The sequence below is a fragment of the Marinomonas sp. AWM4_232 genome (genome assembly GCF_056158325.1).
On record NZ_JBSWTA010000001.1, the window covers coordinates 4,058,913 to 4,073,476 of the forward strand.

The window sequence follows — 14,564 nt, forward strand, 5'->3', positions numbered from 1 at the left end:
ATCTACCCCCTGAGCCCAAGATTAGCAGGGCTTAGGGGAGTTCATCCAACCCTTTAACCCTAGGCCACTTGACTATTAAGAGGCTCAATTCGATTCCGACCTTTTCCTTTTGCTTGGTAAAGGTACTCATCAGCCACGCCTAGTGTCTCAGCAAATGTATCGCATGCCTCCATGCATACTCCAACGCTACATGTCACCGCCATACGCTTCTCGGTGAACAATGTTGTCCTTACTTCAGTCATGAAATTCAATACATCACACTGCAAACCAAACCTCTCTTTGGTTGAAATAACAACAAACTCCTCTCCACCATAGCGCCCAACAAGATCTTCAGAAAAATGGTTATCAAAAATGCTAGCAAACTGAACCAGAAGCTGATCTCCAATAAGGTGTCCATGATTATCATTTACCTGCTTGAATTCATCAAGATCAAAAATACATACCTCAAAGCCTTTGAATTGACGACGACTCTTAAATAAGGCCTCCCCTTTATCAAAAAGATAGCGTCGATTAAATAAACCCGTTAAAGGGTCCAGATTTGCTTGCTGACGAATCGTCTCTAACATATCCACGGAATCCAGACTACTAAATATCCGCCAGTAAAACTCTTCGTGATAAAAAGGTTTTTTGAGAAAGTCGTTAGCCCCACTCTTAATGAATTTTGCAGACAGCAAGCCATCCCCTTCTGCTGACACACCAATAAAAACGAGACTTTGAAACTCTTTCTTTTGTCGTAAGTTTTTTACCAAATCACAGCCGTTCATATTTGGCATATGGAAATCAGAAATAACAAGCTTAATATCTGGATAGGAGCTGATAACCTCCAAAGCCTCAACACCATCGGAAGCATGAAGAACTTGAAAACGCGCCTTCTTTAGTAAAGACGAAACTAATTTTTGACACATATTGCTGTCATCGACAACCAATACCTTAGTCGTCAGATTTTTGCGCAACCTATCTATTAGCTTTTCTATTTGTCCGTAAGCGTAGCGATTATCCTTGGTGATATAATCCAGCACGCCTCTATCGAGCAACTTACTTCGTAGAGACTCATCAAAGTTACCAGTCAAAACCACCACAGGAACATCATGCGCCATCACTTCAGGGACCACTTCCCCATCAGGAGCATCAGGTAAATTTAAATCCACTATGGCAGCCAAAAAGTGAGTCCCACTTTTTAACGCCTCTTTCGCTGCAGCCAGACTTTCACACATCACACAACGAAACAGAGGATTAGTACCAATTAGTTTCGCAAGGATTTTTCTAACAACAGCAGTATCTTCAACCACTAATATGTTATACATTTCCACGCCTCTTGATTTGTTACTATCAAATTTAACAGTGATTTATCGATTTAACGTCTGTGTATTAGTTGTAAAACCGTGAATTTTTGTAAATATTAATATGAATTGTCGCCCAAACTGCGGAGCCTGTTGTATTGCTCCCTCTATATCAAGTCCTATACCGGGCATGCCGCAAGGTAAGCCTGCTGGGATACCCTGTGTACAATTAGATGAAAATTTTCACTGCAAAATTTTCAATCACCCTAGCAGACCTAAAGTGTGCGCACAATTTGAGGCAGTGGATTATGTTTGCGGTAATGAGCGGCAAGATGCCATCAGCACGTTAGAAGATATGGAGACCGAAACACTCCCCATTCATTTTATTAGGAACTAACTGAAAACCTAAACCTTGTCGCGTTGATACTAGAAAGAGACGAAATCACTCCCTCTTCCTAGTTATACCTAGCCCATTCGACACATCACTTAATCATGATGCAAACTGTGATTTCTTCACGGTCATGAAACAAGTGTTTGTATTGAATATCGTATCGTAGTTTATGCTGTGATAGCTGCCCTGCAATAAGCTCTAAACACTGAACAACTTCTTGATAGCGTTTCTTCATTGGCAACTTAAGATTGAAAATCGTACGTTGCGTCCAGCCTTCACATAGCCATTTTGCCATCAGCTCTGCCACCAAGATCGGACGTTCGACCATATCACAAACCATCCAATCTACCTTAACCGGTGGCTCAAATTTGAAGCCGTCTTCCGTCATGTGAGAAACTAAACCTGTCGCCATTAACTCCTTTTGCATTGGTCCGTTATCAACAGCGTAGGTATGAATTCCTCGCACAACAAACTGGTAAGTCCAGCCACCTGGGCACGCCCCCAAATCCACTGCATGCATACCATCGTGCAAATCACGCTCTCGCTTATCTTCAGGCACGAACTGCAGTAATGCCTCTTCAAGCTTCAACGTTGAGCGACTTGGACCTTTTGCAGGAAAACGCAAACGGCGAATACCCATCGGAAATTCCGAACGACAGGAATCAAAGCTCACACCTAAATAAGCTTGATTACCTTCCATGAAAAATACGTGATGGCGAATACCAACCGCTTTTTTACGAAGCAACCCTGCCTTTTTCCAAGCACCTAGCAATGGCTTCTGAATTTTCTTGATCAATCCCGCCAAGGCTTTTGCCTCATTGGTATCTGCTGTTTCAAGCCATATATCTTCCGCCAACGGCAAATCGCGAGCCGCCTCAAGCAACGCTTGGACTCGTCCACCCTGCTCAAAATCAACCACATCATTTACCGCAACAATTTGTCGCGCGAAAATCAAATGATTGAACGAGAGGGAGCGAATAACTGTTTCAGCCGCATCCTGCTGGTCCGTATTAAATACAATAAAACCGGAACTTTCTTGCGGCACGCCATAACCATAAATACCGCATTCAGCGGCTTTATCGGTGATTTCAGCCAAGGCATCTTTTTCGAACCCTGGACGACAGTAAATCAAAATATTTTTCATAGTATTCAGGCGTGTAGTTTAGGTAATTTAAATTTGGGCCATGTAACAGGGGAGCGCAGATACAACTCATCGTATCGCTGTCGAACCTCCTCAGTAAAGACAGCATCCTCTTCAGGCCACTTAGAAAAGTTGAAAGTTTCTCCAAGCCATTCAAAACTTAAAGAAAAGGCATGCAGATAACCTCGTTCAGCAGCATCGGCCGCGTATCGGGTATCACCAAGAATCGGGGCGCCAATACTTTTTAGCGCGACTCGAATTTGGTGTGTCTTGCCTGTTAATGGGCGTACAAAGAAGAATCTCAGCCCATCCTCGGCAAAACTAAAGAACTGAGTCACTGCAAAATTCTCAGGCGAGCTGGTCAACTTCCATTGTCCCCTTCTGCTCGCAGACATGCCGCCAGAAATGGTCCCCTGCTTTTTCTTAGGCTTCATTTTCGACACGGCAATGTATCGCTTCTCCATGACATGCTCACTGAACAGCTGACCAAAAGCTCTAGCTGCTTCCTTATTGGTGGCAAAAAGCAACAGGCCCGACGTCATCTTATCCAAACGATGCACAGGAAAAAATTGTGTACTGGGATAGGCCAGCTGTAGTCGTTGAACAAAACCAATCCCCTCTTCGGAATGAAAACTTTCACCCGCAGGTTTTACAACCACCCAGAAATCCGTATGTTGGCAAACCACATCAATAGTCATCACACTGCCTCCATATCTTTACTGGCGGACACCACCTGATTACGACCTTGATCTTTTGCTTGATAAAGAGCCTTATCCGCTCTTGCTAAAACTTGCTCATAACGCTGTGTTTCAGCAACCACCTCTGCAATACCAATACTGGTCGTCACTCGTATTTTTTTATCTACCCCATGGTCTGCCACACGCAAATCGCTGATCCTAATTCGAACACTTTCCATCAGCTTCAGCGCTTCTTCTGTTTTAGTATTAGGCATTATAATGACGAATTCTTCCCCACCATACCGACCAATCCAATCACCTTTTCGAATTGTATTTTTCATCACTGCCGCAGTTTTCTGAAGCACCAGATCGCCTGTTTCGTGACCAAACCTGTCATTAATGCTTTTAAAGTGATCCAAATCTAAAATCGCAAAACAACAAGCCTGATTACTTAGCATCGAGTCTGTAAATACATTGGCTGCTTCCGCTAAGACTTTACGACGATTATGCACTTTGGTGAGGTCATCAACTTCGGCCAGATAGCGTAAATGCTCATTAAGCTTACGCAGTTTGGTAACAACTACCCCTGCAATCAAAACAATCATACAAGCAGATGCAACAAAGGTACTCAATGCAATCAGCAAACGAACATCTAAAGATGCATAAGGGGTGGTTTTCGGTGCAAACAGCTCAATAAAAGCAAACATCATCAGGGCAAATGCGCATACAAAAAATTGAGCTTTACCTCTGTCTACCCTAAACCCCGTTACCGAATACGCGGCTAAAATAATTAATAGCCATGCAAAATGACTATCTGAGCCGTAGAACCTAAAGGTACATATGGAGACGTAGATCGCACAAGCTATTGGAAACATAACCCTAGCACAGCCAGCGTAACCCTTTATCGAGAGCAGGTAGCCGATAACGGAGACCATGGCTCCCAAAATATGGACGAAGGATTCAGCAAACCAGCCATAAACAAAAAATACCAATGCCGACATAATGCCGACCATTGCTGAGAGCAAATAAGTGATATTAACGACTTGTTTTCTATTGAGGTCAGCGTCAGCACCATTGATCGCAATCAGCGCTGCAAACCTTTGAATGTATGACTTTAAAAAAGACAATGTTTGTCCTTGGTGAGAGGGGTAATAAGCATCAAACCTACTACTAAAAAGGCTTTAAATAAAAACAGTATTTTACACCACTAAAGACTTAGAACCTATGCCTAATTCTGGACCGATCGGTCAGTTTTAGCACCAAGTTAGCGCAATTCTGACCAAAAAAACAATTTTCTTGTTTATCTAGGGCAATAATTCATGGCTTAGAAAGCTGACCATGCAGACAAACAAGTGAAAATTGCGTATTCTTCGCGACCAATTATAAGCCTTTTGATGATTATTCATTGATTGGCACAAAAATTGATATAGACATATCGAGCAGACCGATTCTAGTCAGCCAGTCGCCTTACATTTTTAAGGCGCAAATATAGCCATGGACGCTTTAACACGATGGCGAAAGCAAACTAAGCTTTCTAAATTAGAAAGATCATTACCCAAACACATAGAGTATTAACGGTGTCGGAAACATTGAAAAACCAGAGCTTGAAGCCACGCTTGGAGCTACTGAATATCACTAAACAGTACCCCGGATGCCTTGCCAATGACCAAATTTGCATGACCCTAATGCCAGGTGAGATTCATGCGTTACTTGGTGAAAACGGCGCAGGTAAAAGCACATTGGTGAAAACCATATACGGTGTAGTATCCCCTGATTCAGGCCTGATCCTTTGGGATGGTCAAGCAGTTGATATTAAGTCTCCGTCTAAAGCTCGCGACTTAGGCATTGGCATGGTGTTTCAGCACTTTTCATTGTTCGAGACGTTAACTGTCGCGCAAAACATTGAGTTGTGTTTGAGCCCTACCCAATTAGCTGACATTGGAAATCTGGCCGCACGCATCACCAAGCTGTCACAAGATTATGGTTTGAATGTTGACCCTGATCGCTATGTTCACTCGCTCTCTATAGGTGAACGTCAACGGGTTGAGATCATGCGTTGCCTAGTACAATCAGTGAAGCTGCTAATCTTGGACGAGCCAACGTCTGTTTTAACTCCCCAAGAAGTCGCTGGCTTGTTTAATGTATTAAGACAGCTGTCCAGTGAGGGGTGTAGTATTTTATTTATCTCCCACAAGCTGCATGAAGTAACAGAGATTTGTCATAATGCCACTATTCTTCGTGGCGGTAAGTTTGTAGCTGACTGTGAACCAGCTAACGAGACACCTGCAACCATCGCTAAAATGATGGTTGGTGATTTGGCAGAGCAAGATGCAGGGTATGAAAAAGCTCATGGCGAAGACGTCATTTTCTCTGCGAAGTCCCTGAACCTAGAAGCCAAACACCCCTTTGGCACGTCACTTAAGAACGTCAACTTTGAGTTACTCAAGGGTGAAATTTTAGGAATTGCAGGCGTAGCCGGCAATGGTCAAGAAGAGCTAATGTCTATTATCAGTGGTGAAGATAACCGAACTTTAAAAGGGGTATTCACACTAGATGATCAAGACCTTGGCACTTTGTCTGCTGGTGCGAGACGCCGCAACGGTTTGGCCTACGTTCCTGAAGAGCGCTTAGGTCGTGGCGCTGTTCCCGAAATGAGCTTATCGGAAAACACTTTGCTTACCCACAGTCGAGGTTTTGTGAAATCTGGGCTTGTAAATTGGAAAGCGGTCAAAGACTACGCTAAAAAACTGATCTCTGACTACAGCGTAAAATGCCACGGCGAGTTTGCAGAGGCCAAGAGCTTAAGTGGCGGCAATCTACAAAAATTCATTATGGGTCGTGAGATTGGCCAAAACCCGAAGGTTTTAATTTGTGCTCACCCCACTTGGGGCGTTGATGTCGGTGCAGCTCTTGCCATTCACCAAGCTCTCCTAGCTCTTCGTGATCAAGGTGCTGCCATCCTGCTTATCTCTGAAGACATTGATGAGTTGTTCTTACTGGCAGATCGCATGGCCGCGGTGTGTGATGGGCATCTTTCCCCAGTTGTTCGTACCGAAGCGACTTCCATTGATCAGATTGGTCAGTGGATGGCTGGTACTTTTATTAACGCTAATGATCACGCGGAGGCTACAGCATGATCCGTGTTCAAGCTCGAACTGAGCCTAGCACCCTAATGACATTCGCCTCACCGTTTTTGGCGATCGTTCTGACATTAATTTTTGGCTCTATTCTGTTTACGGCGTTAGATAAAGACCCTATTCAAGCATTGCATGTACTACTTGTATTACCTTTGTCTGATGCTTACAACATCAGTGAGATGCTGGTTAAAATGGGGCCTTTACTGCTTTGTGCCGTGGGTCTATCGCTGTGTTACCGCGCGAATATGTGGAACATCGGTGCCGAGGGCCAATTACTCGCAGGTGCACTAGGTGGCAGCGCCGTTGCTCTGATGTTTGTTAACTCCGAGTCATTCATGGCAATGCCATTGACCCTACTTGGGGGCATCCTATCGGGGATGGCTTGGGCTGCGATTCCAACGTATTTGAAAGTAAAATTTAATTCAAACTTGATCCTAACAACGATCATGTTGAACTACATTGCTTTGTATTTACTGATCTGGGCAGTGCACGGCCCCTTGCGAGATCCAGATGGCTTTGGCTTCCCTGAGTCAGCACTCTTTTCAGACGCCACTTTGCTACCAGTGTTATCTGACAGCGGCCGCGTCCACTTAGGTGTTGTCTTGGCTATCCTGCTAGCACTTTTTGCTTGGTTTATTCTCAGTAAAACTCACCTTGGCTTTAAAATTAGAGTGTACGGTGCTGATGAGCCTGCAGCGACTTATGCTGGCTACAATGCTAAAGGCATTAGTTGGTTTGTTATGTTGTTTGCTGGTGCATTGGCTGGTTTAGCAGGTGTATCTGAAGTGGCAGGCCCCATCGGTCAGCTTACTCCTAATATCTCACCAGGATACGGCTATTCAGCTATTATTGTTGCTTACTTAGGTCGACTTCATCCAGCTGGCGCCACCATTGCTTCGATCTTCTTGGCCATTTTATACATGGGCGGAGACTTAGCACAGATTGAAATGGGCATTCCCATTGCGGTAGTAGGTATGTTCCAAGGCGTTCTTCTATTTTTCCTTTTAGCGTGTGACTTTTTCATTCGTTACCGCGTTGTACCATCACGTGAAAACATGGCCTAGGAGTAAAGCGTGGATATTGATTTAATTACACAAGTTCTGTTTGCGGCCATTAAAACTGGTACGCCGTTGCTGTTCATTGCGCTAGGCGAAGCAATCTGTGAAAAGACGGGCGTACTTAACCTTGGTCAAGAAGGCATGATGCTGATGGGCGCTGTAGTAGGCTTCATGGCGGCTTATGGCACAGGAAATGCAGGCTTTGGCTTACTTGGTGCCATGCTGATCGGCATGGTCATGAGCCTGATTTTCGGCTTTTTAGTGTTACACCTTGGTGCTAACCAAGTCGCCACTGGTTTGGCTTTAACTATCTTTGGCACTGGGTTGAGTGCATTTATTGGCTCTGGTGTCGTTGGACAGACCATTGCGGGCTTCCAGCCTGTGCACATCCCTGTTTTGTCCGACTTGCCTGTTGTGGGCAAAGTTCTGTTTAGCCACGATCCACTGGTATATCTAGCCATCGCATTAGCATTAGTGATCGCATGGGTAGCCAATAAAACGCGTATCGGTTTAACAATCAAAGCAGTAGGCGAAAACCCTAACGCGGCCAACGCAATTGGTATTAAAGTACTACGAGTACGCTATCTTGCAGTTATGTTTGGTGGCGCTATGGCCGGTCTTGGTGGTGCTTATATGTCACTTGTTTACACACCAATGTGGGTAGAAAACATGACGGCAGGCCGTGGCTGGATCGCCCTTGCCTTGGTTGTTTTCGCATCATGGCGTATTGGCAATATTGTATTAGGGGCGTATCTATTTGGCCTTGCCAGCATCATGCACTTAGTACTTCAAGGTATGGGCTGGTCTATTTCACCAAACTTACTAGCAATGTTGCCTTACGTTGCGACCATTGTCGTTATGGTGATTATTAGCGCAGACAAATTCAAAGAGAAGCTATTAGCACCGCGCTCTCTTGGCAAGCCGTTCGATCCACGTCAAATGGCCTAATAGGTTTTGGTAAACGTTTTTTGTAAATCGCCCTCGGGCACAAAAGGAGCAAATAATGAAACTTAAGAGCTTACTTGTAGGTCTAGGCCTATTGGCAGGTGTTGGTGCAGCTCACGCTGCAGACGACCCATTCAAAGTAGGATTTGTTTATGTAGGCCCCGTTGGCGACCTAGGTTGGAGCTATGAGCACGACCGCGGCCGTCAAGAGCTTGAAAAATACTTTGGCGACAAAGTTGAAACTACTTACGTTGAAAACGTGCCCGAAGGTGCTGATGCTGAGCGTGTTATCACGCAACTGGCTAAATCTGGCAACGACCTAATCTTCTCTACGTCATTTGGTTTCATGAACCCGACACTGAAAGTTGCTAAGCGCTTCCCAAAGGTTACCTTTGAGCACGCAACAGGCTACAAACGCTCTAAGAACATGGGGACTTATGTTTTAAGAACGTATGAAGGTCGTTATGTTTCTGGCGTCGCCGCAGGCATGCTAACGGAAACAAATACGATCGGTTACATTGGTTCATTCCCAATCCCGGAAGTTATCCGAGATATCAACTCTTCTTTCATGGCAGCTAAGAGCGTTAACCCTGATGTTACCATGAAAATTGTGTGGGTGAACTCTTGGTATGATCCAGGTAAAGAAACCGATGCTGCGAATGCTCTAATGGATCAGGGTGTGGATGTATTGCTACAGCATACAGATAGCCCTGCGCCACTTATCGCGGCAGAAAAACGTGGTAAGCGTGCCATTGGCCAAGCGTCTGACCAAAGCAGCTTCGCTCCAACAGCGCACGTATTCTCAGTACGTGATGATTGGGCTCCTTACTACATCAAAGTAACTCAAGCGGTTATGGATGGAACGTATGAACCATCTGACTTCAGGGGCGGTTTCCAAGAAGAGATGCTTAGCCTAGCGTCTATTAATGACAACTTACCAACTGATGTTCGCGCGAAAATCGATGAGACTTACGCGAAAATCAAATCTGGTGAGTTCCACCCTTTCACTGGTCCAATTAAGGACAACAAAGGTAATGTAGTTGTCGCAGAAGGTCACACATTAACCGATACTGAGCTTGATCAAGTAAGCTGGTATGTTGAAGGCATCACTGACGAGATTCCTCGTTAAGCTACGACGCTTCTGTCATTAAAAACGGGCGATCAATTGATCGCCCGTTTTTTTGGTCAGGCACTTTTTCAAACCTGTGTTATCATCGCTCAAAACTTTACTTAGAGCAGCACTATGACGATGAGCAACACAGATTTTTTTAGAGAAACCAGCCAGTCACGCTATGATTTATTTGTTAAACACATAAGCAAAGGTGGCGTTTGTTTCACACTTGCCGACGAGGAAGGCTGTTTAAACCTCACTGTAGGCAGTGAGCGCGTTTTACCTATTTGGCCTACTGCTGAACTCGCTAATGAGTGGGCTTCGACAGAGCACCAAGAATTCAGTGCTCTTGAGATTAGCAACGAAGCCTTTGTGGAAACTTGGTTACCAGGCATGCAAAATGACAACATCAGCGTTGGCGTAGCTCCAAACATGGCTGGAGAAGGCATTGTCGTTCAGGCAATGGAATTAAAACAAGAGATTCAAGGCTAAAAAGGAAATCACCATGACCTCTAAACTATTGCGAATGTTGACCATAGGACTAGTTAGTACCGCTTTAGTGGCCTGTAGCACCTCCCCTACTGGTAGAAAGCAATTAGTACTGATGCCAGATAGTCAGCTCAATGAAATGGGGGTTGCCTCTTTTTCAGAAATGAAATCCAGTACACCTGCCTCTAGTAGTACAAAAGCGACTCAAAACGTTCAATGCGTTGCCGACCGTATCATTGCTGTACTGCCTGACGATTACCGCAATCAATCCTGGGAAGTGGTACTTTTTAATGACGAGCAAGTGAACGCATTTGCTTTGCCAGGATATAAAATTGGGGTATACACAGGCTTATTAGATGTAGCACAAAATCAGTCTCAGTTGGCTGCAGTGATAGGCCATGAAGTAGGGCATGTGATGGCCCGCCATGGTAACGAGCGCGTTTCAACACAACTAGCGACCAGTCAAGCCCTCGCAATTGGCTACCAACTATCAGGCGAAGATTCCGCGACCAAGGCGGCTATTTTTCAAGGTCTAGGGATAGGTGCTCAAGTAGGGATTATTCTGCCTTTTAGTCGTATCCATGAATCCGAAGCAGATGTGATTGGCCTAGACCTAATGGCCAAAGCTGGCTTCAACCCTGAAGAAAGTATTAAGTTATGGCAAAACATGGCTAAAAATGGCTCCAGCACAACGCCAGAGTTTTTATCCACTCACCCATCCCATGATACTCGTATGAAAGACTTAAATGCTGCGATGGCAACACCTAAGCAAGTATACGCGTCTTTAAAAAGCGCCAACAAAGTTGCAAACTGCTACTAGCCTATAAAGCGTCACAAAAAAGCCCTTAAGCCTTCCACAACTTAAGGGCCTTATTTATTTTGGACTATCCCTCAAGGATCACATCCAACATAGTCGGTTTCTATGGTTTTTTCACCCATGCCTGACACCAACCATTAGCTTCTACTGCATGGCCTGCAAACAACGGACAAGCTCCCGTTGCTGCATTGAAAAAGTTACAGTTTGAGCAGCTACTGCCAGCTTTAAAAGCAGCATGAGACGCAGCAGATGCTGCATCAGGAGTGTAAGCCAACGCTTTCGCATTTGGTGCGTTAACATCTAGCATAGGTAGCGCGGCAAATGCCTGCTGAGTCAGCGCTCCCATACCAAATGGCAATACAGCCAGTCCAAACAAGCCTCTTTTTACAAACTTTCTACGATCTTGATTCACCATTCAAACTCTCCTGCTGTTTAACCTGCTGACAGGTTTATCATTTCTTTAACAACAAAAGAGTAAGGGTGGAATCATTCTCAGAGACTGACTCATATCACAACTTACTTAACCGCGAGCTTTAAACTCATCGAAACACTCCACTCGATTACGTCCATTCTCTTTGGCGACATATAGGGCTTGATCCGCTCGCTTCAACAATGTCTGATAGTCTTTACAACCCAAGCCATTGGCCAAACCAATGCTCACTGTAATATCAAATGCGCCCTCTAAAGAAGGGTAATCTATCTGTGCCACCCCATCTAAAAGCTTTTTACAAATTCGCTTCGCTTCTTCTGGAGAGCAGTGCAACAAGACCGTAAACTCTTCTCCCCCCATCGTGCTACTTGATTTGGCTCGAGCACAGTTGCATTAAGGTAAGATGCGACCAGTTTAATAACTTCATCCCCCACTAAGTGAGAGAAACGATCATTCACCTGTTTGAAATGATCGATATCAATAATGGCAAGATTCAGGTGACTCAATTGTGGAAAAGCAAGGATGAAGTCACTACGAATTTTCTCATCAAAGGCTCGACGGTTAGATAAACCTGTAAGTGGGTCTTCTTTAGACTGCTTCTCATAAAGCTCAGACTGCTCCCTCAATGCTTGAGTTTTCAATTCAATTTGCTGCGCCAGATATACTTGGCGTAACTTCAGCAAACGGATACGCCAAAGCACCAAACTAGCAAGTAGTGCAACAAGCATTAGAACTGACAATACTTGCACTTCTATTTTCTGCCACCAAAAAGGGAGTATTTCAAACTGATAGCTTGTACCCGCATCACTCCAAGCTCCATAGGGATATCGGGCACTGACCAAGAACTCGTATTTACCAGGAGGCAAGTTAGTATATTCTGCTACTGTTTGATTTTCTCGATAACTCCATTCCTCCTCAAAACCCACTAACCTAGTTTGATACTGAATACGCTCAGGCATAATAAAACTTAGTCCCGCGAATTTAATTCTAAGACGGTTAACGCCTGGGCCTAAATTAGAAGCAGACTCAGGGTTAATCAATTGGCTGTCTACTTCTACTTGTTCGAGAACAACGGGGAGTTTATATTGATATAACTGCTTTATTGAGTTGGGGCTGATGAGGGAAACACCTTTTGCCGTAGCGAATACCATAAGACCCTTCTTAGTCATCAGTGCAGCAGGTGTTGAACCGCCGTTTACTTGATCACTCCCCATACCGTCCATCTCCCCAAAGTGTTCAAAAGAGATTTGAGCTGAGCTGCCCGACGCAACGCGATGCGCTTCTACATAGCTGATCTTCCATATCCCACGATTACTCGTTAGCCAAAAGCTTCCCATATGGTCATAAACAATTTGAAAAAACTTATCAATTGGCAAACCTGATGGTTTTCCAATACCTCCGATGCTTTTTAGCTCGACATCATAACGGATTATTCCCCTATCACTAGCCATCCAAACAAAACCTGGCTCTACATAAAAACCAAAGACGTACTGAGCATCTTCATAAACGGAAATATCAACTACATGAATATCTCGTTCCTTTGTGTAAAACGCCACGCCTTCGGCTGTGCCAATCCATATATGCCCCTTACTATCCTCGCTTATCGCCATGACATAATTATCAGGCAAATTTGAGTTATTTTGATTGATAGTATGTTGCTTTCCATCGGGTGTAATCAACAAAACACCATTAACAGTTCCTAACCATAAACGGCCTTTTGAATCCTCTAAAATCGCTCTAATCTCATTACTAGGAAGCCCTTCCTCAGCGCTGACTAACGCACTTAACTTCCCGTTCTGCCATTCAAACAAACCAGATCGCTGTGTACCAACGTACACCTTTCCAGAAGAACTGTTTGCAAGACTTAAAATAGATTGATGTGATAAATCCAAGGCTAATGAAGCATCCTTCGCCTTTCCATCTTCAACGAGGTTTAATCCTTCACTGGTTCCGACCAATAACTCACCGTTGGGTGTGTCAAGTACTGTCCTTACAAAATCACCAACTAACCCATCGGAACTATCAACAGAGTTAAATGGAGCGGTTCTAAGTCTCAATACGCCCCGGTTTGTTCCCACCCAAATACTGCCTTCAGAGTCTTGGAACCAAGACAATACTCGGCTATTAGGTAAGCCATTTTCCACATTAATAAACTCAACGCCTCTACTACTTAGCCGTGCCAGACCTTTATCCAGTGTGCCTAACCATATTGCCCCGTCTTCGCTTTCTTCTATTAATGTGATCTCGGTGGTCATTAACTCGTTTTGATAGCGTATAACAGTCTCACCTTCTAGACGCCAAGCCCCCTTATGACTGGCAATAAGAAGAGCTCCCGCACGATCAAAAGACACATAACTCACGCGAGTGTTCTGAGGAACTCCTGGTAAGACGATACGTTCAGCTTTGGCATTAGAAATGTGAAAAACCCCCTGCGAAGTTGCAGCATAGATGAGACCATTTTGATTTTGTGCAAGCCGATAAGTGCCAAAATTTAAAACCTTCTGCTCGCTTCCATAAACACCATCGGATATGAAGGGTCTATAGAAAACCCCTTCTCCTTCAATGGCAATCCACAAGTTGCGCTGGTTATCCTCTAAAATATGATTTACCAAACCCTTTGCTAATGTTTGCGGATACCAATTAAAGCCTTTACGAAGTGTGATTCCCCCTCGAGCACCCCCTACCCAAAGGCGGTTACTATCGCCAGTTACTAATGTCCGAGTTCCGGCATCAACAATCCCCGTGGCCCCATCACGACTGAAAATAGTGAACGATAATCCATTGTAACGCGCGACACCTTCCCATGTTGCAAACCAAAGATAGCCGTCAGTAGTTTGTGATATTGAATTAACGCTGTTATGCGGTAAGCCTTGACGAGAGGTCCATACTTCCTTGAAGTAGTCATCGACGCTGACCAAGGCAAAAAGCGGACATGAAAAACATCCTAATGTGATGTAAAGCAACCACTTGACCAATAAACTGCTAACTTGAAACTGCATCGATTAACCTTATGAAGCCCTTATCAGATCCTTATTAATTACACATTAATAATAGGCAAAACATAGGATAAAACCAATCAAATTAAGCA

Annotated in this window: 12 protein-coding genes and 1 pseudogene; 7 read left to right on the forward strand and 6 right to left on the reverse strand. The window is 44.3% G+C overall.

Annotation, left to right across the window (positions count from 1 at the left end; all coding sequences use genetic code 11):
• Positions 1-59: 59 nt before the first annotated feature.
• Positions 60-1,304, reverse strand: a complete 1,245-nt coding sequence (locus ACXAC1_RS19270; RefSeq protein ID WP_475063649.1) for a GGDEF domain-containing response regulator — start codon at positions 1,302-1,304, stop codon at positions 60-62.
• Positions 1,305-1,404: 100 nt separating this feature from the next.
• Here ACXAC1_RS19270 and ACXAC1_RS19275 point away from each other — a divergent pair, with 100 nt between their 5' ends.
• Positions 1,405-1,677, forward strand: coding sequence for a YkgJ family cysteine cluster protein (locus ACXAC1_RS19275; RefSeq protein ID WP_475063651.1), 273 nt, complete (start codon positions 1,405-1,407; stop codon positions 1,675-1,677).
• 85 nt (positions 1,678-1,762) lie between these two features.
• On the opposite strand, the gene rlmM is transcribed toward ACXAC1_RS19275, so the two are convergent.
• Genes rlmM through ACXAC1_RS19290 form a run of 3 tightly spaced genes read right to left on the reverse strand, consistent with a single transcriptional unit; the run spans position 1,763 to position 4,616 of the window.
• Positions 1,763-2,815: a 23S rRNA (cytidine(2498)-2'-O)-methyltransferase RlmM gene (gene rlmM / locus ACXAC1_RS19280; RefSeq protein WP_475063653.1), complete on the reverse strand. Its 1,053-nt coding sequence runs from the start codon at positions 2,813-2,815 to the stop codon at positions 1,763-1,765.
• A 5-nt stretch (positions 2,816-2,820) separates the two neighbouring features.
• Complete coding sequence (locus tag ACXAC1_RS19285; protein ID WP_475063864.1) at positions 2,821-3,510, reverse strand: pseudouridine synthase; 690 nt, start codon at positions 3,508-3,510, stop codon at positions 2,821-2,823.
• On the reverse strand, positions 3,510-4,616 hold the full coding sequence (locus tag ACXAC1_RS19290) for a GGDEF domain-containing protein (protein ID WP_475063655.1): 1,107 nt from the start codon (positions 4,614-4,616) through the stop codon (positions 3,510-3,512). The genes ACXAC1_RS19285 and ACXAC1_RS19290 overlap by 1 nt, the downstream gene beginning before the upstream one ends.
• A gap of 450 nt (positions 4,617-5,066) precedes the next feature.
• On the opposite strand from ACXAC1_RS19290, the gene ACXAC1_RS19295 reads away from it, so the two are divergent.
• The 6 genes from ACXAC1_RS19295 (at position 5,067) to ACXAC1_RS19320 (ending at position 11,049) form a co-directional block, all read left to right on the forward strand.
• The gene (locus tag ACXAC1_RS19295) at positions 5,067-6,626 is read left to right on the forward strand and encodes an ABC transporter ATP-binding protein (protein ID WP_475063657.1); all 1,560 of its coding nucleotides are present in this window, start codon (positions 5,067-5,069) and stop codon (positions 6,624-6,626) included.
• Positions 6,623-7,690 carry an ABC transporter permease gene (locus ACXAC1_RS19300; protein ID WP_475063659.1) on the forward strand — a complete coding sequence of 356 codons (1,068 nt, stop codon included), beginning with the start codon at positions 6,623-6,625 and terminating at the stop codon, positions 7,688-7,690. Before ACXAC1_RS19295 ends, ACXAC1_RS19300 begins: the two co-directional genes overlap by 4 nt.
• Before the next feature lie 9 nt (positions 7,691-7,699).
• On the forward strand, positions 7,700-8,632 hold the full coding sequence (locus tag ACXAC1_RS19305) for an ABC transporter permease (RefSeq protein ID WP_475063661.1): 933 nt from the start codon (positions 7,700-7,702) through the stop codon (positions 8,630-8,632).
• A 55-nt stretch (positions 8,633-8,687) separates the two neighbouring features.
• A complete protein-coding gene (locus ACXAC1_RS19310) occupies positions 8,688-9,758 on the forward strand; it encodes a BMP family ABC transporter substrate-binding protein (protein ID WP_475063662.1) in 1,071 nt (356 codons plus the stop codon).
• Between the two features lie 114 nt (positions 9,759-9,872).
• On the forward strand, positions 9,873-10,232 hold the full coding sequence (locus tag ACXAC1_RS19315) for a DUF2750 domain-containing protein (protein ID WP_475063663.1): 360 nt from the start codon (positions 9,873-9,875) through the stop codon (positions 10,230-10,232).
• A gap of 13 nt (positions 10,233-10,245) precedes the next feature.
• Positions 10,246-11,049, forward strand: coding sequence for a M48 family metallopeptidase (locus ACXAC1_RS19320; protein ID WP_475063665.1), 804 nt, complete (start codon positions 10,246-10,248; stop codon positions 11,047-11,049).
• Between the two features lie 100 nt (positions 11,050-11,149).
• On the opposite strand, the gene ACXAC1_RS19325 is transcribed toward ACXAC1_RS19320, so the two are convergent.
• Entirely contained in the window at positions 11,150-11,461 is a 312-nt protein-coding gene (locus tag ACXAC1_RS19325) for a high-potential iron-sulfur protein (protein ID WP_475063667.1), read from the reverse strand.
• Positions 11,462-11,566: 105 nt separating this feature from the next.
• Positions 11,567-14,475: pseudogene (locus tag ACXAC1_RS19330) on the reverse strand (two-component regulator propeller domain-containing protein).
• Between the last annotated feature and the right edge of the window lie 89 nt (positions 14,476-14,564).

Bases quoted from the DNA above. Each gene is read 5' to 3' on its own strand.
- ACXAC1_RS19270 (WP_475063649.1), bottom strand. From the start codon at position 1,304: ATGTATAACATATTAGTGGTTGAAGATACTGCTGTTGTTAGAAAAATC.
- ACXAC1_RS19275 (WP_475063651.1), top strand. From the start codon at position 1,405: ATGAATTGTCGCCCAAACTGCGGAGCCTGTTGTATTGCTCCCTCTATA.
- rlmM (WP_475063653.1), bottom strand. From the start codon at position 2,815: ATGAAAAATATTTTGATTTACTGTCGTCCAGGGTTCGAAAAAGATGCC.
- ACXAC1_RS19285 (WP_475063864.1), bottom strand. From the start codon at position 3,510: ATGACTATTGATGTGGTTTGCCAACATACGGATTTCTGGGTGGTTGTA.
- ACXAC1_RS19300 (WP_475063659.1), top strand. From the start codon at position 6,623: ATGATCCGTGTTCAAGCTCGAACTGAGCCTAGCACCCTAATGACATTC.
- ACXAC1_RS19310 (WP_475063662.1), top strand. From the start codon at position 8,688: ATGAAACTTAAGAGCTTACTTGTAGGTCTAGGCCTATTGGCAGGTGTT.
- ACXAC1_RS19315 (WP_475063663.1), top strand. From the start codon at position 9,873: ATGACGATGAGCAACACAGATTTTTTTAGAGAAACCAGCCAGTCACGC.
- ACXAC1_RS19320 (WP_475063665.1), top strand. From the start codon at position 10,246: ATGACCTCTAAACTATTGCGAATGTTGACCATAGGACTAGTTAGTACC.
- ACXAC1_RS19325 (WP_475063667.1), bottom strand. From the start codon at position 11,461: ATGGTGAATCAAGATCGTAGAAAGTTTGTAAAAAGAGGCTTGTTTGGA.